Source organism: Roseixanthobacter finlandensis (assembly GCF_043195105.2).
Taxonomy (GTDB): domain Bacteria; phylum Pseudomonadota; class Alphaproteobacteria; order Rhizobiales; family Xanthobacteraceae; genus NCEH01.
The window spans coordinates 4171529-4191971 of sequence record NZ_CM195536.1 but is presented as its reverse complement, the minus strand read 5'-3'; the positions used below and the strand labels follow the sequence as shown (position 1 = coordinate 4191971).

Sequence of the window (20443 nt, the reverse complement as noted above, 5' to 3'; positions counted from 1 at the left end):
TCCTTTTTGTCCCTGGAAGCTTTTGCTTTGCTAGGAGGCGTTTACTTCCGCATTGAAGTCTTCAATCAGCCGGTCGTAGACCGGAAGCTGCGCGGCAAGGCCATCCCAGAAGGATTGGTGCTTGCGGCGTTCGAAATCCTCGAAGGCGATCCCCTGCTGCTCCACCCAGGTGTAATAACCAAGGTTGAAGATGCGGCGCCGGTCGCTCTCGCGCAGTTCCAGCATGTCGGCGGTGGAGGCCGCCGCGATGGCGAACGCGAAGCTTTCGGCCGCGTCCACGGCGTCGAAGCTGCCGCCATAATGCTTGGCGAGATAAGACGCGCGCTCGGTCTCATATAGGCCCGCGCCGTCGGTGGCGATGGTCACCACCACGTCATCCGCGCCGTAGCGCATGTATTTCGCGAGCTTGATGGCGGCCACGATATTGGCGAGGCCCGAAATGCCCACGTTGTCGAACGCGGCGATCAGCGCCGGGTCGATCTTCTTGCGGTCGGCGAGATAGGCGCGGCCCGCCTGCGTGCCGAACAGCAGGTTCAGCCGGTCGCTCGCCCGATCCGAGACGGCGATGACGAAATCCGTGTTCATCACATTATGGATCAGCGGGATATGCTTGTCGCCGATGCCCTGGATATTGTGCTCGCCATAGCCGTTCTCCAGCAAGGTCGGGCATTCCAGCGCCTCCACCGCCGCGATGCGCGTGCCGTAGAGGGCTTTCAGGTGATCGCCGGCCGCGATGGTGCCGGCCGAGCCGGTGGCCGAGACGAAGGCGGCGAGGCGGCTTCCCGGCGTCTGGCTTTTCAGGCTCTCGAACACGCTGGCGCAGGCGGCGCCGGTTGCGGCGCGGTGGACCATATAGTTCGAATAGGCCGAGAACTGGTTCAGGATGACGTTGCTTTCATCCTTCTGCATTTCATTGCAAGCGTCGTAGATTTCCTTGACGTTGCTTTCCGTGCCCGGCGTGCGGACGATGTGGGCGGGGTCGGAAACCCATTTCTCCAGCCAGTCGAAGCGCTCCTGGCTCATGCCGGCCGGCAGCACGGCGACGCCCGCGCAGCCGATGATGCGCGAGACCGCGATGCCGCCCCGGCAATAATTGCCGGTGGAGGGCCACACCGCCTTGTGGTGGGAGAGATCGAACGCGCCGGTGACGAGCTGCGTCACGAGACCCGCATAGGCCGGCAGCACCTTGTGCGCGCCGATGAGCGGGAAGCGCGCGCCGAGCAGCACCACGATCGGCGCGGCGACGCCGGTGAGCGCGGGGGGCAGCACGATGTGGTCCGGAACCGAAACCATGCCGCGCCCGTCGGCGGCGTTGTTCCAATGGATGCGCCACAGATTGGCGCCGTCGGGCGCGTTGCGGTCGAGGTTCGCCAAGGCGGCGAGGCGCGCGGCGGGAATGGTCGAGGGATCAGCCAATTGGCCGAAGGTCGGCAGGCTCAGGCCCGCATCCCGCATGTGCCGGATTGCGGCCTGCCGCTGCTCAGCATTGACGATGCCCGGAGCCGATCCAGGTACGTGCGCTGCACTCATCTCAAGACAACTCCCCCGCCGAAACGGATCTGGCGACCTAAGGTCATATTATCATACTATTATTAGTACAATACGCTTGGGGAATGGCAAATCTTTTTTGCTGCGAAACCGGCGCTCCGTCCCGTTTTTCTCAGCCCTGGGCGGCCATCTGCAAGGCAGTCGGTGCGTTCACGTTACGGGCGCGCTCGCCATGCAGCGCGGGCGCGTCGTCATAGAGCGTGGTGCGCATGCGCGGCGCCCGGCCGGCGGAGCGGATGATCATCTCCATGGAACGCGGCGTCATCTCCTGCCCGTGGCTCGCGCCGGCGGAGCGGGAGATGGTCTCGTCCATCAACGTGCCACCGAGGTCGTTCACGCCTGCGGCGAGGGCGAGCTTCACCCCCTCCGGCCCGAGCTTCACCCAGGAGGCCTGGATATTGGTGATGTGCGGGTGAAGCGCGAGCCGCGCGACCGCATGCATCAGGATCGTCTCGCGCAAGGTCGGCCCCTTGCGCGAGCGCCCCTTCAGATAAATCGGCGCTTCCATGTGCACGAACGGCAAAGGCACGAATTCGGTGAAGCCGCCGGTCTCCATCTGCAAATCACGCACGCGGATCAAGTGGCGCGCCCAATGTTCGTAGCGCTCGATATGGCCGTACATGATGGTTGCGGTGGAGCGCAGGCCGAGCGCATGGGCGGCGCGCATCACGTCCAGCCATTCCTGCGTGTTGATCTTGTCGGCGCACAGATGGGCGCGCACCTCGTCGTCGAGGATCTCCGCCGCCGTGCCGGGCAAGGTGGAAAGCCCGGCGTCCTTCAGCGCCGCGAGGAAATCCGGGATCGGAATGCCCAGGGTCTTCGCGCCCTGGCTCACCTCCAGGGGCGAGAAGGCGTGCATGTGCATCAGCGGCACCGCGCCCTTCACGACTTTGCAGAGGTCGAGATATTTCTGCCCCGTATACGAGGGATGGATGCCGCCCTGCATGCACACTTCGGTGGCGCCGCGCGCCCAGGCTTCGCGCACCCGCTCCGCCACTTCCTCCATTTCGAGGTCATAGGGGCGGCCGCGCAAATTCTCGCTCAGCTTGCCCTTGGAGAAGGCGCAGAACTGGCATTTGAAATAGCAGATGTTGGTGTAATTGATGTTGCGCGTGACGACATAACTCACGGTGTCGCCGTTCACCTTGCGACGCAGATCGTCGGCGGCGCGGCAAACCGCAGTGAATTCTTCATCGCGCGCCCTGAAAAGCCGCACGACCTCGCCTTCCTCAAGCGCGATGCCGGCCACCGCCCGGTCGAGAATCCGGGTAAGCGCGCCGTCGGTGCTGGCGGGGGCGGACGGCTTCAGCAGCACGCCTTCCTTGGCCGGCAGGCGGTCGGTGGAGCCGGGGCACCAGTCGTCGGCGCGCGGCCAGCCGTCGCCGTCGATGAGGTCGAGCAGCTTGGTGCGCAGCCCCTCGTCGACCCAGCGGCGGGACTGGGCGGCGAAGGCGGGATAGATGGCGAGCCGCTCGGTCAGGATCTTGCCGGCCGCTTTCGTGGCCGATTCCAGCACCCGCAGATGCGGCCAGGGGGCTTCCGGATTCACATGGTCCGGCGTGACCGGGGAGACGCCGCCCCAATCATTGATGCCGGCGGCCACCAGCTTGCTGAGCGCGCCGGGGCTGAGATTGGGCGGCGCCTGGATGTTCATTTCGGGCTCGAACAGCAGGCGCGCCGTGGCGATGGTCCACACATGCTCGTCGAGCGAGGGCGCCTCCACATGGGCCATGCGGGTGCCGGGCTTGGGGCGGAAATTCTGGACGATGATTTCCTGGATATGCCCGTAGGTGTCGTTGAGGTCGCGCAGCGCCAGAAGCGCCTCGATGCGCTCGGCCCGCGTCTCGCCGATGCCGATCAATATGCCGCTGGTGAAGGGCACGCCCTGTTCGCCGGCGATGCGCATGGTCTCAAGCCGCGCCGCCGGGATCTTGTCGGGCGAGCCGTGGTGCGCTTCGCCCTTGGCCAGGAGACGCTCGGAGGTGCTCTCCAGCATGATGCCCTGGGAGATCGACACCCGCCGCAGGGCCGCCACGTCCTCGGCGGTCAGCAGGCCGGGATTCACATGGGGCAGAAGGCCGGTTTCGCGGAACACCAATTCCGCCATCTCGGCGAGATAGGAGAGGGTGGTCGCATGGCCGAGCTCGGCCAGCGCGTCGCGGGCGAACTGGTAGCGCAGCTCCGGCTTGTCGCCGAGCGTGAACAGCGCCTCCTTGCAGCCCGCCTTCTGGCCGGCGCGGGCAATCGCCAGCACCTCGTCGCGCGAGAGGAAGGCGCGCTCGCCCTTTCGCGGGGCGTGGGCGAAGGTGCAGTAATGGCAGACGTCGCGGCACAATTGGGTGAGCGGAATGAACACCTTGCGCGAATAGGAGACATAATGGCCGTGGGCCGCGTCGCGCCGCCGCGCCGCCGCTTCCAGCAGCGGGGACAGATCGCTCAGGCCCACCAGAGCGAAAGCCTGTTCGGGGGCGAGGCGGGCGCCGGCGGAGAGGTCGGCGAGAACGGAAAGCGCGATCATAGGGGCAAGGGCTCCTCAAGCGGCGAGGGCAGGGGCAAAGCCGCGCCGGGGCGGGCTCGCAAAAGAACGGGCGAAAGCGCGGCGGGCAGGGCGGCCAGATCCGCGCTCACGTCGATATCGCGGCCGAGGCCGGGCAGATGCAGCACGCAGGGTTCGCGGCCGGCGGCCCGGGCGGTTTCCAGATGACGGGCGAAGCTGGAAGGCCCGAAGCTCGGCGCCATGAGGGCCGGCGGGCAGGCGCCGAGCAGATTGGTGCCGCCGTCCCGCGTTGCCGGCACCAGCACCACGGGCGCGCTTGCGAGGGCGTCCACCACCGCATCCATTTCCGCCCGCGTGATGCCGGGCACATCGCCGGGCACCACGATCACCCCGCCCTTGCCGGCGCGGTCGAGCGCGGCCATGCCGGCACGCACGGCGGCATTGGTGCCGCTCTCCACCGCATCGGGCAGCACATGGGCGCCGAACGTGCGGGCGAGCGCCACGGCGTCCGGATCGCTGGTGACGATGAGGATGCCGGCAAGCCCCCGGCAGCCGGCGAGCACGCCGAGCACGTGCCGCAGCATGGCCTTGGCCAGCGCCGCGCGCTCGGGCGGCGAAAGCTGGGGCGCGAGGCGCCGCTTGGCGAGGGCGAAGCGCTTCACCGGCACCAGCGCCCACAGATCGGCGGGCGGACGAAAATCGCCTGAGGGAACATGTCTGTTCATGGGCCCACCGCCTCCCTTTCGGCGTGGATCACAGCGCCAGCGCTCGCCAATGCATCCGCGAAGCGCAGCACGTCTCGTGCCAGGCGCATGCTGTCGTCGGCGGTTTTCATCAAGGTGGGGACCGCGGCGACCGGAGTCGAGATGCGGGCGCGCTCCTCGCCGTCGGCCGTGTCGATCACGAGGCCGTCGATCAGCGTGTCGTAATGGGCGGCGATGGCGGCCGAGGTGGCGGGCACCTTCAGCTCCGCCATGATCTTGGCGGTCGGCCCCTTGATCGCCTGACCGCCGATGATGGGCGAGACCGCCACCACTGGCACCCGCCCGGCGGAGAGCGCGGCGCGCAGCCCGGGAACGGCGAGAATGGGATCAATGCTGAGATAGGGGTTGGACGGGCAGATCACCACGGCGCGCAGGTCCGGCGCGGCGAGCGCGGCCAGCACTTGCGACGTCGGCCGGGCGGTGGCCGCGCCCTCGAAGGTGAAGCCGGTGACGGCGGGCGCGCAGCGGCGTTCGACGAAATAGCGCTGGAACGGCAAGGTGCCTTCGTCCGTATGGACCAGCGTGCGCACCGGCATGTCGCTCATGGGCAGCAGGCGGGCGGCGATGCCGAGCCGCGTCCGCACCAGATCCGTGACCTGGGTGAGGCTCTCGCCAAGCCGCAGGCGGCGCGTGCGCTCCACATGCAGCGCGAGGTCACGGTCGCCCAGCTGGAACCAGGTCTCCGCGCCCATTTCGCCCAGCGCGGCCATGAAATTCCAGCTCTCGTCGGCGCGCCCCCAGCCGCGCACCTCGTCGCTGAGCCCGCTCAATTTGTAGAGCACGCTGTCGAGATCGGGGGAGATGGCAAGCCCGAGATGCTCGAAGTCATCGCCCGTATTCACCACGAGCGCGACCGCCGCGCCGAACTCCCGTTCCAGGCCAAGGGCGAGCTTTGCGCCGCCCACGCCGCCGCACAAGGCGACGATGGAACCGGAGCGGGAGGGGGGGAGGGGCGCATTCATCGGAACATGTCGCGTTCGCGGGGGCGGATGAGGGCGGCGGCGGGCCGTTCGGGCGCGGCCCGCCGATAGCCGCGCACCAGCACGGCCGGCAGGCCCTCGTCGCCCTGGCCCATGAGCAGGGAGGCGGCGGAGGCGAGTTCGTCCGCCACCGCGATTTCGGTCACCCGCATGGCGCGGCCGAACAGGTCCGGCGCACCGACCATGTCCACCAGCGCTGGCACGCCGGCCGCGCCGAGCGCGACGCCGACGACGCCGTTGCGCCAGGGGCGGCCAAAACTGTCATTGATGACGATGCCCGCCGTCACCCCAAAGCGCGCGTCGAGCCGGGCCTTCAGGGCGGCGGCGGAGCCGTCGGGATCGCGCGGCAGCAGCAGCACGCGCGCGCCGTCCTTATGATCGATGTTGGATTCGTCCACGCCGGCATTGGCCATGACGAAGCCGAGCTTGTGGGCGACCACCAGCACGTGCGGCCCCTCTCGCACGATCTCCGAGGATTCGGAAAGCACCACTTCCACGTGGCGCGGGTCCTTGCGGACGCGGGCGGCGATCTCGATTGCGCGGGGGGAGGGGGCCACGTCGGCGAGGGCCAGATAGCAGCCCTCCGCCTTGGAGATGATCTTCTGCGCCACCACCAGGATGTCGCCATCCTCAAGGCCGAGCCCGCTCGCCTCCAGCGCCGCGCCGAGCAGGCCGGCGAGGTCGTCGCCGGGCTCCACCAGGGGAATTCCCGGCAAGGCGTGCAGGGAGAGGGAAGGCGCGGCCATGAAAACCTCAGCCGACGGCGGGAATGTCGAGGCCGGTGATGCGGATGCCGGCGCCCGGCACTTTATAGCGGCGATTGATGCCGATCAGCACCGAGGTCAGGGCCTCGGCGGCAGCGGAATTGGCGAGCACGCCGCCGTCGATGCCGCGCGTCGCGATCACGCCGGCGAGCGCGATCACCTGGTCGCGGGCGTCCTTGTCATTGCCGAACACCAGCACATCGCAATCCACTTTACCGCCGCCATGCAGCTTGGTGGCTCCCACATTGTGGAAGGCGGAAACGACGCGCACGCCTTCGCCCAGCAGGCCTTGCGCGATCTGCGCGGCCGAGCCCTCGGCGGGCAGCTGGACGGTGGAAACCTTGGGCGGCACCAAAGGCACGGCGGCATCCACCAATATCTTGCCCTGCACCGCGTCGCGCACGTCCAGCAGCGTGGATTCATGACTTGCGAACGGCACCGCGAGGATAACGATATCGCCGGCGCGCGCCGCGCCCGCATTGTCGTCGCCACGTGCCGTACCGCCGAGGGCAGCGGCGGCTTCGGCAGCCTTTTCCGCGCTGCGCGAGCCAATCACCACCTCATAGCCGGCAGCGGCCCAGGACTTGGCGAGGCCGGAACCGAGATCGCCCGTTCCCCCGAGGATGGCAATGATGGGCTTGGCGTCGCCGGGCATGGGCAGTGTTCCTGATTTTTGTGTGGAATCAAATCTTTGGCGGTTTCGCGGACGAAGTTTCTGCCGGGGAATTCGATCTCGATAGGGCAAATGGTGCTATAAACAGAATGATAAGACAACTCAATTCTTCAATCGCTTTTCCGACCCTGCCGACAGGGCCGGGGAAGGCCCGAAAATCCAGAGCCGGCAACATTTTTTCGGCCCATGACCTTGCCGTTGCGGGGCCCGGCAAAGCGGATGCGGTAAAAAAATGCTGCGCCCCGCGGAGCGATTGCGCAAGAGAGCCTTGACAGAAGGAGTTTTCCTATCTGATGGTATATAGAATGATTGACGCCCGGAGCTGATATCGGAAAGTCTCCGATCTGCTCGCGCGTCTTTCACGCGCGTTATGTGGGCCTTTCGCGCATGTTCATCGCAGCAAGACGATGCCATTGCTTCAACAACGAAAATAACCCCCTCCAGAGGATAGGTGATATGGTGAAGCTGAAATCAGGATTTCTGACATCTGCCGCCTGCGCATTGGGATTGTCCGTGGCATTCGCCTTGCCGGCGGCGGCGCAGGACATTTCCATCGGCGTGAACATGCCGTTGACCGGGGCCTTTGCCGCCTCCGGCAATTTCGTCGCCGACGGTGCCAAGCTCGCCGCCGAGGAGATCAATGCCAAGGGCGGCGTGCTCGGCAAGAAGCTCAACCTCATCATAGAGGACAATAAGAGCAACCCGACCGAAGCCGCCGCCGTCGCCGAGAAGCTGATCGTGCGCGACAAGGTGCCCGTGATGCTCGGCGCCTGGGGCTCCAGCCTCACCCTCGCCGTCATGCCCAAGCTGATGCAATACAACGTGCCGATGGTGGTGGAGACCTCCTCCTCCTCCAAGATCACGGTGCAGGGCAATCCCTACGTGTTCCGCATTTCCGCCCCCTCGTCGCTGGAAGCGCAGAATTTCGCCAAGGTGATCGACGGCTTCAAGATCAAGAAGGCCGACTTCCTGGTGGTGAACAATGACTGGGGCCGCGGCACCGCCAGCGACTTCTCGGCCATGTTCAAGGACAAGGGCATCCAGGTCGGCGCGGTCGAGACCATGGACCAGGGCGCGCAGGATCTCAGCGCCCAGCTCGCCAAGATCAAGGCCTCGGACAGCGACACCCTCATCGTCACCACCGCCGTCGAGCAGTTGACCCTGGTGCTGAAGCAGGCCCAGGCGCTCGGCCTCAACAAGCAGATCATCACCACCGGCGGCTCGCAGAGCCCCGACCAGCTCGCCGAGCAGGCCGGCACCGCCGCTAACGGCACCTATCACCTGCTGTTCTTCACCCCCTGGTCGCCCGATGCGACGCCGTATCCGGAGCGTGCCAAGGCGTTCGTGGAAGCCTGGAAGAAGAAGGGCTATCCCGCCGCCGGCCTCACCGAGAGCTTCCGCGGGTATGACGGCATCACTGTGATCGCCGCCGCGATCGCCAAGGCCGGCTCGGCCGATCCGGCCAAGATCACCGAAGCCCTGTGGAAGGTGGAAGTGCCCGGCCTCAACGGCAAGATCGTGTTCGCCAAGGCCGGCCCCGAGGGACGCGAAAGCGGCCAGAGCAGCCCGGCCACCTATGTGGTGAAGATCGTCAACGGCAAGGTCGAAGTGGTCCATTGATCCGGAAGGGGTGAGATTGACCCCCCATCCCTTTCGGGGGCGGGGCATCGGCGGGCCAGCGCCTGACACCGTCGATGCCCCGTCTTTTCTGCCGCGCCCCGGCTGCCCGGTGGCGTTTCAAAAGCAGAGGCATCCGCCCATGATGGCGCATGCCGCGGGTTTTCAAGAGCGACCGGGGAATACGGGATGACCAAGCAGGGTGTCGGGGCGCGTCTCCCGCGCAAGGAGGACGATCGCTTCCTGCGCGGCCGCGGTCAGTTCGTGGCCGATGTCCGCCTGCCGGGGTTGAAGGATGTCGCGTTCGTGCGCAGCCCGCTCGCCCACGCCCGCATCCATGGGGTGCATATTCCCGAAGCCTGTCGCGGCCGCGCCTTCAATGCCACGGACCTGGCGGCGGTGAAGCCGATCCGCGCCGTCACCACCTTGCCCGGCTTCAAGGTTTCCGAGCAATGGCCGCTCGCCACCGACAAGGTCCGCCAGGTGGGCGAACTGCTCGCGGTGTGCGTCGGTGATACGCGCGCGCAGGCCGAGGATATCGCCGCCGCCATCGAGCTGGACCTCGAGGAACTCCCCGCCGTCCACGACATGGTGAAGGCCCGCGATCCCGGCAGCGCGCTGGTGCACGAGCATTGGGGCGACAACGTCTTTCTCGAAAGCTTCATGGAAGTGGACATCGAGAAGGCCTTCGATGCCCCGATCAAGATCACCCGCACCCTCTCCACCGCGCGCCAGAGCATGGCGCCCATGGAGGGGCGCGGGACGGTGGCGCACTGGGACCATCGCAAGGAGCAGCTCGTGCTCCACACCGGCAGCCAGATGCCGCACATCGTGCGCAACGGCCTGGCCGAATGCCTGGGGCTGAACCAGGAGCAGATCCGCATCATCTCGCCCGACGTCGGCGGCGGCTTCGGCTACAAGGGCATCCTGCTGCCGGAAGACATCTGCCTCGGCTGGCTCGCCATGCGGCTCGATCATCCCGTGCGCTGGATCGAGGACCGCCGCGAGAGCCTGACCGCCGGCGCGAACTGCCGCGAGCATCATTATTCCATCACCGCTTATGCCGATCGCGACGGCACGCTGCGGGGGATCGATTGCGAGGCGATCGTCGATTCCGGCGCCTATTCCTCCTATCCCTTCTCGGCGTGCCTGGAGGCCGCGCAGGTGGTGAGCATCCTGCCCGGCCCGTACGATTTCCCCGCCTATCGCTGCCGCACCTGGTCGGTCGCCACCAACAAATGCCCGATCCTGCCCTATCGCGGCGTGGCGCGCACCGGCGTGTGCTTCGCGCTCGAACTGGTGCTGGACGCGATCGCCCGCGAGATCGGCATGGAGCCGCACGAATTGCGGCTGAAGAACCTCGTGCGGCCGGAGCAGATGCCGTTCGACAACATCACCAAAAAGCATTTCGACAGCGGCGATTATCCCCAGGCGCTCACCCGCGCCATCGCCATGGCCCGCCTCGACGAGGTGCGCGCCCGCCAGGCCAAGGGCGAGGCGGACGGCCGGCTGATCGGCATCGGCCATTCCATCTATTGCGAGCAGGGCGCCCACGGCACCTCGGTCTATTCCGGCTGGGGCATTCCCATGGTGCCGGGCCATGAGCAGGCGACCGCGCGTATGACGCCGGACGGCGGGTTGGAATTGCGCGTGGGCGTGCATTCCCACGGCCAGAGCATGGAAACCACCTTCGCCCAGGTGGCCCACGAAGTGCTCGGCATCGATACCGCGCGCATCAAGCTGGTGCACGGCGACACCGAATATACCCCTTATTCCACCGGCAGCTGGGGCTCGCGCTCCATGGTGATGGCCGGCGGCGCGGTGGCCACCGCCTGCAAGGAGGTGGCGCGGCTCGCGGCGCGGATCGGCGCCCATCTGCTCCAGGCGGACCCGGCCGAGGTGGTGATCAAGGACGGCTTCGCGGTCGCGCCCACCGGCCAGGTGAGCCTTCAGGAGATCGCTCACACCTGGTATCGCCGCCCGCAGGACCTGCCGGCCGGCATCGATCCCCATGGCCTTGAATCCACCATCGGCTACAAGCCGGTGCGCGATACCGGCACCTTCTCCTATGCCGCCCATGTGGTCCTGGTGGCGGTGGACCCGGAACTCGGCGACATCGAGATCCTCGATTATGTGATCGTCGAGGACGGCGGCAAGCTGGTGAACCCCATGGTGGTGGACGGCCAGATCTATGGCGGCCTCGCCCAGGGCATCGGCACGGCGCTCTATGAGGAGATGCAGTTCGACGCCTCGGGCCAGCCTCTCGCCTCCACCTTCGCGGATTATCTCCTGCCTGGCCCCACCGAGGTCCCCGAGCCCCGGCTCGACCATATGGAATTCCTCGCGCCCTATACGGAATTCGGGGTGAAGGGCATCGGCGAGGGCGGCGCCATCGCCCCGCCCGCCGCCATCGGCAATGCGGTGAACGATGCGCTGAAGGGTATCGGCGCCGAACTGCTGCATTCGCCCATCACGCCGCGCCGCGTCCTGGAAGCCATCGAGGCGGCCAAGGTCGCCAAACTCGCCGGGAGCGTGGCATGAAGCCCGTCCGTTTCGATTATGAGCGCCCGGTCGAGATCGACGCCGCTTTGGCCCTGATGCAGGACGAGGGGCAGGTGGTGAAGATCATCGCCGGCGGCCAGTCGCTCGGGCCCATGCTGAACATGCGCCTCGTGCAGCCGGACCTGCTGGTGGATATCACCGCCATTCCAGCGTTGAAGCGCATCGAGGACACGGGCAGCGATCTCATCGTCGGCGCCTGCGTGACCCATGCCGATTTCGAGGACCGCCGCGTGCCGGATGTCACCGCCGGCGCCTTGGCGGGCGTGGCGCGCGGCATCGCCTATCGCGCGGTGCGCAACCGCGGCACGGTGGGCGGCAGCCTGACCCATGCGGACCCCTCCGCCGACTGGATTTCCATTCTCTCCGCCGTGGGCGCGCGGGTGATCCTGCGGTCTCCCTCCGGCGTGCGGGAAGTGGCGGTGGAGCAATACATGCTCGGCGCGCTCGCCGCCGATCTCAATCCCGGCGAATTGCTGGAGGCGGTGCGCATTCCCAAATGCAGCGCTTCGGCCCGCTGGGGCTATTTCAAGAGCTGCCGCAAGACCGGCGAGTTCGCCCACGCCATCGGCGCGGTGCTGGTGGATCCCGATCGCGGCGTGTTCCGCGCCGTGATGGGCGCGACCGAGACGCGGCCCATCCTCGTCACCGAGCGGTCCGCGCTGTTCGGTGCGTCGGGCTTCTCGGCGGGCGCGGCGGAAGAGGTGGCGCAGGCCGCCGGCATGGGCGATGTGCTGGATCGCCGGACACACGCGGTGGCGCTGCGCCGCGCATTCGAGCAGGCGGACGCGGCATGAGCATGGTTTCCCTCACCGTCAATTCCCGCCCGCTGCGTGCGGATGTGGAGCCGCGCACCAATCTCGCCGATTTCCTGCGCGATTCGCACGATCTCACCGGCACCCACCTCGGCTGCGAGCATGGGGTGTGCGGCGCTTGCACCGTCATCGTGGACGGCGAGCCGGTGCGCTCCTGCATCACCTATGCGGTGGCGTGCGAGAATGCGCAGGTCACCACCATCGAGGGGCTCAATGACGACGAGGTGGCGGGCGAATTGCGGGCCGCCTTCACGCGCGAACACGGTCTTCAGTGCGGCTATTGCACGCCCGGCATGATCGTTTCCGCCCGCGACGTGGTGCTGCGCATACCGGACGCCAGCGAGCATGAGATCCGCGTCGCCATGAGCGGAAACCTGTGCCGCTGCACCGGCTATGTGGGCATCGTGCGGGCGATCCGCTCGGTGATCGCGGAGCGCAAGGCGCGCGGCGCGGCGCCCCGTGCCGATGTGCGCACCGCCCTCGGGCCGGTCGGCTCCGGCCATGCGGGCGCCTTCGTAGGCAGCGCGGACAAGGGCGCCGATGCGCCGCCCGCCAGGATCGCCGCTCCCGTTCCGCGCGCGGCCCCTTCGCGCGTCGCCCCTCCGCGCGAAACTGCCAAGCTCGATGCCGATTTCGTGCCGCAGACGAGCTTTCCGCAAAGCTTTGTGGTCGCCCATCCCGTGGATGTGGTGTGGGATTTCTTCGGCCGTGTGGACGAGGTCGCCGCCTGCCTGCCGGGTGCGTCGCTTGTGGGCACGCCGACGCCGGAGCATGTGGAAGGGCAGATCCGCGTGAAGGTCGGCCCCATGGTGGCCGAATTCCAGGGCGTGGCGGACATTTCGCGCGACGATGCCCGGCACGCCGGGCGCATCTCCGGCAGCGGGCGCGACACGCGCAGCAATTCGGCGACGCGCGGGCTCATCGGCTACACGCTGACGCCGGTCGAGGACGGCCGGGCGACGCGCGTCGACGTGAGCATCGGCTATACGCTCACCGGCATGCTGGCTCAGTTCGGCCGTTCCGGCCTCGTGCAGGATATCGCCGGGCGGCTGGTGTCGGCGTTCGTGCAGAATCTGGAAGCCCGCCTCGGCCAGGGCGAGGGCGCACCCGCAGCGCCCGTGGTGACGGAGCTTAACGCGGGTTCGCTGGTGTATTCGGTGATCCTGTCGCGGCTGAAAGAGCTATGGCGCAGAATAGCGGGATAAAACGGGATGGGCGGCGTGTGGAAGATGCCGCCAAGATCCGTCCTTCCTCACCGTTCCAGCGGAACGGTGAGCCCGGTTTTCACCCGATCCATCACGACAAGCGTGCGAAATCGCTTGATATTGCTGTTTTCGAAGAACAGGCGGCGGGTCAGGTCTTCATAGTCTGCCATGGTCGGAACGGTAACGATCAGCACGAAGTCTGCGTCTCCGGTGACATAATAGCATTGCTGCACTTCCGGGCAGCGGACGAAATTGGCCTTGGCGGCGTCCACCAGGTCGATGCGCTCGCTTTCCACCACGACTTCCACCACCAGGGTCAGCGGCTGGCCGACGCGAGCGGGGTTGAGGATGGTGACATCGCCGGCGATCACGCCGGTTTCGCGCATCCGCTTAATGCGGCGCTGCACGGCGGCCGCCGAGAGGTTCACACGCTCACCAATGGTGCGTTGGGGTGTAGTGTTGTCCTTTTGAAGAATAGTAAGTATGGCGATGTCGAAGGCATCCAGATCTGCACGCTGGTTGGACAGAGAAGAGGCCATGACACACCAAATCGGTTGAACTTTCGATATTCTAGAAATTTATATTATTATTGTCTATGAGTTGTTGTATATTTTCTGAAAAAACGAAATAATATATCAGATATACATTGTAAAATAATAATTTATCGAATATCAGTATTAAAAAGCGAAGGTATCTGGTAATCGGCGCAGCTTCTGCCTGCCCGATTGGCTGCGCATTAATCGTGCGCGCGTTCTGGCGTCTCGTGCGCCCTCGGTAATTCTATGCCCGGCGCGAGAAGACGGGCTAATATGCACAAGTCGCAGGCACTTCCCTATTCACCTTTGCGCGTCATGGGGCTAAACTGCAATCTCAGGCGTGAAGTGGAGACGGTTTCTGCTCACACGCCGCCGAGTCTGATGGTCCTTTATGCAAACAAAGTCCAAACTATCGGCAGCCTACGATCGAAGCCGCGTGCCGCTCTACATCCAGGTCGCATCGGTGCTCCGCCAGCGGATCCAGGCGGGGCATTGGGCCATCGGCGACAAGATTTCCACGCTGGAAGAATTGGAAGAGGAGTTCCAGGTCGCGCGCGTCACCGTGCGCCAGGCCGTGGAAATGCTGCGCGATGAAGGCCTCGTCAGCGCGCGCCAGGGGCGTGGGACGTTTGTGTCCAGCGTCGTGCCGGACCGGCATTGGCTGAAGCTGGAGACCACCTGGGCAAGCCTGATCGCGTCGGTGAAGGAAAACGTGCCCCGCCCCATCACCTTGACAGAGAACGTGCCGCCGCCGCTCCTGAAGGCGGAGGATGGCGAACTCGCGGCCGAATACGTCTCGCTGAAAAGTCTTCAATTTCGTGACGACCAGCCCTATTCCATCGTCAACCTTCTGCTCGCGCGCCATGTCTTCGAGATGGACCGCGATGTCTTTCTCACCGGCCCGGCATTGCCCGCGCTTGCTGGCCTGAAGAAAGTCAAGGTGAAGGACGCCCACCAGACACTGATCATCGGCAGCGCCGATCCGACCGTCGCGGATCTCATGAAGATCCCGCTCGGCGCGGCGACGGTGGAGAGCCATTGCGTGGTGGTGGACGCGAAGAATATCGCCATCTATGTGGCCGATATCGTTTATCGCAGCGATTGCATCAAGTTGCAGATCGACTTACTGCGGTCCGAGCGTGGCTGAGGCAGTGTTCCCCTCGCGCCGCCGGACTTGAACCGCCAAAGGGCGGCCGGAAACAGCGTGCGCATGGCCGGGGCACGCCCGGCCGTGAGCCAAGTTTGCGGCGGGTCTTGCCCCGCCTGCTGCGGCCTCAGGAGAAAATGCCGAGCGCCTGCATGTAGAGGTCGACGATCGCCTCGTGTTCCTTGCGCTCGTCCACGTCTTCCTTGCGGATCTTGAGGATGGCGCGCAGCGCCTTGACGTCGAAGCCGTTAGCCTTGGCTTCGGCGAATACGTCCTTGATATCGTCGGCGATCGCCTTCTTCTCTTCCTCGAGGCGCTCGACGCGCTCGATGAAGGATTTCAGCTGTTCCTTGGCGAAGCCCGCCGGGGCGTCCGATACGTCTTCCGACACGTGGTGCAACCTCACAAACAATCAAAGGGGCGGATGGGGCGCCGATCAGGGGCAAGATACAGCGCGCAGCTGGGCGCCGCCGTCAAGCCGCTGTCCCCGCAATCCCCCCTATCCCCTGCCACACCCGGCCGGTTCAATGGCCATCGTGGGGCGGTTTGAAGGCCGCGGCCTGCTCCGGCGTCGCCTCGGTCTGATAACGGCTTTTCCATTCCTCGTAAGGCATGCCATAGACCGCCTCGCGGCTCTGCGTCTTGCTCACCGGCAGGCCCTCGGCCTCGGCGGCGTCCAGATACCAGTTGGAGAGGCAGTTGCGGCAAAAGCCGGCAAGGTTCATGAGCGCGATGTTCTGCACGTCGGTGCGTTCGCGCAGATGGGCGACGAGCCGCCGGAATGCCGCCGCCTCCAGCCGCTCGCGGTCCTGGTCGGACAGCGATCCGGGGCCGTCCTGCGGTGTTGGGTCGAAAACTTGCTTGCTCATGGCGTGTCGTCCCTTTGTCGGCCTCATGTGGCGCGGGCGTGCGCCGGGTGCAAGGGCCGCAAGGGCCATGCTATGAACCGGGGGCCGCGCGCCGCCGCGCCGCCCGTGCGCCTGGCGCTGGGCATCGCCGCCCTGGCCGCCGGGGCCTTTGCCATGGGGGCGTCGGTGCTGTTCGTGCGGCTCGCGGAGGTGGGCCCGTTCGCCAGCGCCTTCTGGCGCACCGCTTTGGCGCTGCCGGTTCTGCTCGTCTGGGCGCTGGCAGCCGAGGGGCGCCGCGCCCTGGTGCCGGATCGCGCCGCCCTGCTGGCGGGGGTGTTCTTCGCTGGCGACCTGTTCTTCTGGCATCTGGCGATCCTCGGCACCAGCGTCGCCAATGCCGCCGTGCTGGCGACCACATCGCCGGTGTGGGTGGCTTTGTTCGCCTGGCTGGTGCTGCGCGCCGCCATCACCCGCGCCACCCTCGCCGGGCTCGCACTGTGTCTTGCGGGGGCGGGCGCGCTGATCGGGCGCAGTTTCCATCTGGAGCCGGCGCATCTGCTGGGAGACACGGCGGGGCTGGTGACGGCGATCTTTTTCGCCGCCTATTTCCTGGCGATCGGCAAGGCGCGCCGCTTCCGGGGCGCCGGGGCGGTGACGCTGATTTCCACCGCCGCCACGAGCGTGATCCTGCTTGCGGTGGCGCTGGTGGCCGAGCCGACCCTGTGGCCCGCGAGCGCTTCCGGGGCGGCCGCGCTGCTGGGCCTTGCCCTGGTGAGCCAGGTGGGCGGGCAGGGGTTGATGGCGGTGGGCCTTTCCGTGGTGCCGCCGATCTACGGGGCGCTGGTGTTCTTCCTTGAGGTGGTGTCGGCGGCGGCCTTGGGATGGCTGGTGCTGGGGGAGGCGCTGGGCGTGCTCCAGGGGGTGGGCATGGGGCTGGTTCTGCTCGGCCTGTGGGTGGCGCGGCCGGGGCGGGGCGGGTGATCTGCCTCGCTTCCGCCCCGATCGCGCCCGAAAAGGCGGGACGATGCATCGCGCATGCATCGTCCATTGACGCCCGTGCCGTACCAAGGCTAACAGCCGAGCCATGTTGTTTTCCCACCCGTTCGCTCCGAATGGATCTTCCGGCCTCTGGCGCGGCCTGCGCGCGCTGGCGCTTCTCGCTTTGCTGGCGGCGGGTGCGCTGACGGCGAGCGCGGCGCCGGCGGCGGCGGACTTCCGTCTGTGCAACCGCACCTCCAGCCGGGTCGGGGTGGCCATCGGCTATAAGGAAAACGAGGTCTGGACCACCGAGGGCTGGTGGAACGTCGCGGCCAACAGCTGCGAGACCCTGCTGCGCGGCGATCTCGTGGCGCGCTTTTATTATCTCTATGCGGTGGATTACGACCAGGGCGGGGAATGGGCCGGCAAGGCCTATATGTGCACCCGCGACAAGGAATTCACCATTCGCGGGGTGGAGGATTGCCTCGCGCGCGGCTTCGATCGGGCCGGCTTCCTGGAGGTGGACACCAAGGAGCAGCGCGGCTGGACCGTGCAATTGACCGAGGCCAACCAATCGAGCCGGGTCCTGCCCGGCATCCCGCCGCCCGGCAATGCCCCCATGCCCATGCCGAACCCGGCAAGCCGCGGAAAATAGTTCCAGATTGGCGGCTATCGCGCCTTTCCCCCTGCTGGCTGCCCGGCGCTGTGATATTTGCTGAAGTGCCGCGCCATCCGGCGGCGCCACGGGCAGAATGTCCGGGTCTGGGAGGGTCACCATGGCTGGAACAGGGCGTGTTCTCATCGCGGGCGCTGGGCCGGTGGGCCTGACCCTGGCGGGCGAGCTGGCGCGATATGGCGTCGGCGTGCGGATCGTGGACACATCGGCCGCCCGCACCGACAAATCCAAAGCCCTGGTGCTGTGGAGCCGCTCGCTGGAGCTGCTGGCCCGCACCGGCCGGGCGGAGGCTTTCGTCGACGCCGGCATGGAAGTGTATGGTGCGCGCATCTCCAACGGCCGCACGCTGATCGCCGAGATTAATTTCGACGAGGCGGAGAGCTTGTTTCCCGCCGCCGTCATGATCCCGCAGAGCGAAACCGAGCGGCTGCTGGAAACCCATCTCGAATCCCTGGGCGTGACTGTGGAGCGCACTACCGGCCTTGTGGGTTTTGAACTCGTGGGCGACGGCGTCCGCGCCACCTTGCGCGATGCCTCCGGCCGCGAGGAGGAGGTGGAGGCGGACTGGCTGGTCGGCTGCGACGGCGCCCATTCCACGGTGCGCCATACGCTCGGCATGGATTTCGCCGGCACCACCCAGCCCAGCGACTGGGTGCTGGCGGACGCGCACCTGGAGGGGCTGACCCCCGACAAGCTGGACATCTACTGGCATTCCGACGGCATCCTCGCCTTCTTTCCCATCACCGGCGGGCGCTATCGCATGGTCGCGGATCTCGGCCCGGCGCAGGGAGAGGCGCACCGGCCCGACCCGACCCTCGCCGAGGTGCAGGCGCTGGTGGATGCGCGCGGCCCCGGCGGCATCCGCATGTTTGATCCCTTCTGGCTGGCGAATTTCCGCATCAACGAGCGCAAGGTGAAGGACTACAGCCTCGGCCGTGCGTTCCTGGCGGGCGATGCCGCGCACATCCACAGCCCGGCGGGTGGGCAGGGCATGAACACCGGCATGCAGGACGCCTTCAACCTCGCCTGGAAACTGGCGCTGGTGGTGCACGGGCGCGCCCGGCCGGCCTTGCTCGACAGCTATTCCATCGAGCGCAGTGCGGTCGGCGACCTGGTGCTGCACAATGCCACGCGCATGACCGACATGGTGGTGATGCGCAATCCGGTTGCGCAGGCGGTGCGCAATTTCGCCGCCCATGTGGTGCTCGGCCTGTCGCAGGTGCAGCGCCACGCTTCGCACAGTCTTACCGAGCTGGAGATCGCCTATCCCCACAGCCCCTTGTCGGTGACCGCGCCCCATGCGCCCCACGGCGGAAACCTGCCGAAGGCGGGCGAGCGCTGGCCGCAGCTGGACCCGGCGCTTGCGCCCATCGGCGCCGGCGATACGCCCCGCTTTGCCCTGATCGCGCCGGGCGCGGCGGCCAGCGAGCTTGCCGCCGGGTTCGGCGGACTGGTGGAAGCGCGTGAGCCGCCAGCGGGTTACGATGGGCTGTGGGTGGTGCGGCCGGACGGCTATGTGGGGCTCGTGGCGGGTGCCACGGATCTTTCCGCCGCCGAAGCCTATCTCGCGGCGATCCTGGCCTGAGGGCTTTGGCGGACCTGGCAGCGGGTCGTTTTCTTCCCAAAATGTTTCACGTGAAACAATGGGTTAGCGCGGACGAATCGGGGTGAGAAGGCACTTTCCCGTGCCACCGCCGCGGACCGAACCGCGATTTCGGGCGAACGTTCGGCGCGCATGAATCCGCGCCGCCTCGGATGGTCGGAATGGCTCCCTTCCCCCTCGCTCCCTTCCCCCTCGCTCCCTTCCCCCTCGCTCCCTTCCCCCTCCCTAACCCTCCCCCGCACGCGGGAGAGGGGACCGGGCAGTTCGGGCGGTGCCAGGAGGGTCGCAGGAAGGCACCGCACCCTGCCCGCAAGCGGGGGCGGACTCGGTAGGGGCGGATCCGGCCCTAAATATCCCGCCCTTCCACCTTCACTTTCAGCTCGGTCTCGATGTCCTTGGCGGCGGTGAGGTGGGGATTGACGGCGAGCGCGCGGCGGGCGGCTTCGAGGGCGTGGGTATCGTCGCCGACCTCGCGCATGATGAGCGACAGGCCGAGCAGCATGGAATAATGGCGCGGCTCGCGCGTCAGCACCTCGCCCACATCCACCAAAGCGGAGGCGTAATCGTCCTGCAGATAATAGATCGTGGCGCGCCGGCTGCGGGCGGCGAGGAAATCGGGATGGGTGTCGATCACCGTGCCGAGCAGCTCCAGCGCCAAATCATATTCCTTGGCCTGGGCGGCCGCCTCGGCGCGCGACATCAAAAGGTCCGCGCTCGGGCTGCCCGATTGGGCGAACATGGCCTCGATGCGGCTGCCGAGGGCGGAGGCGGTGTCATCGTCCGGCGCGAGGCGCAGCGCCTCGAACATGGCGTCGAGCTGGACCCGCCGGTCGCGTGGCAGCTTGGGACGGGCGGGCGTGGCATCCGCCGCGCCGGCATTGGGCGCCGGCTTCGCCAGATCGGCCTTGCCCAAATCGGCCTTGCCTAGATCGGATTTGGGCGCGGCGCCGGCCGAGGGTTTCTCGCCGGTGGTCTGGGCACTCGTGGTTTGGGCACCAATGGTCTGGGCGCGGGCGGCATAGGCGCCGCACAGCGCCAGGGCGAGCGCGCAGGCCAGCGCCATCACCAGCGCGCGGCGCATGGCGGCGGCGGTGCGCGAAGAAGAATCCACGGACGCATGCTTGGACATCATCATCGGCAAAGTGTGAGACGATGCGCATAAAGCGTCAACCGCCCCACCCCTTTCGGGGGGAGCGGCGCGATCAACTCATCTCGATGACGAGAACCCCGCTC

The 20443-nt window shown here is 66.8% G+C and carries 18 protein-coding genes; 8 read left to right on the top strand and 10 right to left on the bottom strand.

Annotation, left to right across the window (positions count from 1 at the left end; all coding sequences use genetic code 11):
• Positions 1 to 30: 30 nt before the first annotated feature.
• The 6 genes from V5G24_RS19675 to npdG form a co-directional block, all read right to left on the bottom strand.
• Positions 31 to 1530, bottom strand: coding sequence for a pyridoxal-phosphate dependent enzyme (locus V5G24_RS19675; RefSeq protein WP_394084987.1), 1500 nt, complete (start codon positions 1528 to 1530; stop codon positions 31 to 33).
• A 130-nt stretch (positions 1531 to 1660) separates the two neighbouring features.
• Complete coding sequence (gene cofH, locus V5G24_RS19670) at positions 1661 to 4066, bottom strand: 5-amino-6-(D-ribitylamino)uracil--L-tyrosine 4-hydroxyphenyl transferase CofH (RefSeq protein ID WP_394084988.1); 2406 nt, start codon at positions 4064 to 4066, stop codon at positions 1661 to 1663.
• On the bottom strand, positions 4063 to 4770 hold the full coding sequence (gene cofC / locus V5G24_RS19665; protein ID WP_394084989.1) for a 2-phospho-L-lactate guanylyltransferase: 708 nt from the start codon (positions 4768 to 4770) through the stop codon (positions 4063 to 4065). The genes cofH and cofC overlap by 4 nt, the downstream gene beginning before the upstream one ends.
• A complete protein-coding gene (gene cofD, locus V5G24_RS19660) occupies positions 4767 to 5771 on the bottom strand; it encodes a 2-phospho-L-lactate transferase (RefSeq protein WP_394084990.1) in 1005 nt (334 codons plus the stop codon). Before cofD ends, cofC begins: the two co-directional genes overlap by 4 nt.
• Positions 5768 to 6535, bottom strand: coding sequence for a coenzyme F420-0:L-glutamate ligase (gene cofE / locus V5G24_RS19655; protein ID WP_394084991.1), 768 nt, complete (start codon positions 6533 to 6535; stop codon positions 5768 to 5770). The genes cofD and cofE overlap by 4 nt, the downstream gene beginning before the upstream one ends.
• A 7-nt stretch (positions 6536 to 6542) precedes the next feature.
• Positions 6543 to 7208, bottom strand: a complete 666-nt coding sequence (gene npdG / locus V5G24_RS19650) for an NADPH-dependent F420 reductase (protein WP_394084992.1) — start codon at positions 7206 to 7208, stop codon at positions 6543 to 6545.
• 474 nt (positions 7209 to 7682) lie between these two features.
• Between npdG and V5G24_RS19645 the strand changes: the two genes are divergently transcribed.
• The 4 genes from V5G24_RS19645 to V5G24_RS19630 all read left to right on the top strand — a co-directional run bounded on the left by V5G24_RS19645 (position 7683) and on the right by V5G24_RS19630 (position 13422).
• Positions 7683 to 8846 carry an ABC transporter substrate-binding protein gene (locus V5G24_RS19645; protein WP_394084993.1) on the top strand — a complete coding sequence of 388 codons (1164 nt, stop codon included), beginning with the start codon at positions 7683 to 7685 and terminating at the stop codon, positions 8844 to 8846.
• A 186-nt stretch (positions 8847 to 9032) separates the two neighbouring features.
• Positions 9033 to 11384, top strand: a complete 2352-nt coding sequence (locus V5G24_RS19640; protein ID WP_394084994.1) for a xanthine dehydrogenase family protein molybdopterin-binding subunit — start codon at positions 9033 to 9035, stop codon at positions 11382 to 11384.
• A complete protein-coding gene (locus tag V5G24_RS19635) occupies positions 11381 to 12199 on the top strand; it encodes an FAD binding domain-containing protein (protein ID WP_394084995.1) in 819 nt (272 codons plus the stop codon). The genes V5G24_RS19640 and V5G24_RS19635 overlap by 4 nt, the downstream gene beginning before the upstream one ends.
• Positions 12196 to 13422 (top strand): xanthine dehydrogenase family Fe-S subunit, encoded by a 1227-nt coding sequence (locus V5G24_RS19630; protein ID WP_394084996.1) that lies wholly within the window; start codon positions 12196 to 12198, stop codon positions 13420 to 13422. The genes V5G24_RS19635 and V5G24_RS19630 overlap by 4 nt, the downstream gene beginning before the upstream one ends.
• A 47-nt stretch (positions 13423 to 13469) precedes the next feature.
• On the opposite strand, the gene V5G24_RS19625 is transcribed toward V5G24_RS19630, so the two are convergent.
• Positions 13470 to 13961 (bottom strand): Lrp/AsnC family transcriptional regulator, encoded by a 492-nt coding sequence (locus tag V5G24_RS19625; RefSeq protein WP_394084997.1) that lies wholly within the window; start codon positions 13959 to 13961, stop codon positions 13470 to 13472.
• A 433-nt stretch (positions 13962 to 14394) separates the two neighbouring features.
• On the opposite strand from V5G24_RS19625, the gene V5G24_RS19620 reads away from it, so the two are divergent.
• Positions 14395 to 15105, top strand: a complete 711-nt coding sequence (locus tag V5G24_RS19620; RefSeq protein WP_394084998.1) for a GntR family transcriptional regulator — start codon at positions 14395 to 14397, stop codon at positions 15103 to 15105.
• A 127-nt stretch (positions 15106 to 15232) separates the two neighbouring features.
• Here the strand turns inward: V5G24_RS19620 and V5G24_RS19615 are convergent, their stop codons facing one another.
• Positions 15233 to 15496, bottom strand: a complete 264-nt coding sequence (locus V5G24_RS19615; protein WP_348844337.1) for a DUF2312 domain-containing protein — start codon at positions 15494 to 15496, stop codon at positions 15233 to 15235.
• A gap of 133 nt (positions 15497 to 15629) precedes the next feature.
• A complete protein-coding gene (locus V5G24_RS19610; protein ID WP_394084999.1) occupies positions 15630 to 15974 on the bottom strand; it encodes a DUF1244 domain-containing protein in 345 nt (114 codons plus the stop codon).
• 72 nt (positions 15975 to 16046) lie between these two features.
• On the opposite strand from V5G24_RS19610, the gene V5G24_RS19605 reads away from it, so the two are divergent.
• From V5G24_RS19605 to V5G24_RS19595, 3 genes are all read left to right on the top strand, one after another.
• Positions 16047 to 16934: a DMT family transporter gene (locus V5G24_RS19605; protein ID WP_394085000.1), complete on the top strand. Its 888-nt coding sequence runs from the start codon at positions 16047 to 16049 to the stop codon at positions 16932 to 16934.
• A gap of 103 nt (positions 16935 to 17037) precedes the next feature.
• Positions 17038 to 17586, top strand: coding sequence for a DUF1036 domain-containing protein (locus tag V5G24_RS19600; RefSeq protein ID WP_394085001.1), 549 nt, complete (start codon positions 17038 to 17040; stop codon positions 17584 to 17586).
• A 121-nt stretch (positions 17587 to 17707) separates the two neighbouring features.
• Positions 17708 to 19192, top strand: coding sequence for an FAD-dependent monooxygenase (locus V5G24_RS19595; protein ID WP_394085002.1), 1485 nt, complete (start codon positions 17708 to 17710; stop codon positions 19190 to 19192).
• A 364-nt stretch (positions 19193 to 19556) separates the two neighbouring features.
• On the opposite strand, the gene V5G24_RS19590 is transcribed toward V5G24_RS19595, so the two are convergent.
• On the bottom strand, positions 19557 to 20321 hold the full coding sequence (locus V5G24_RS19590; RefSeq protein WP_394085003.1) for a tetratricopeptide repeat protein: 765 nt from the start codon (positions 20319 to 20321) through the stop codon (positions 19557 to 19559).
• Between the last annotated feature and the right edge of the window lie 122 nt (positions 20322 to 20443).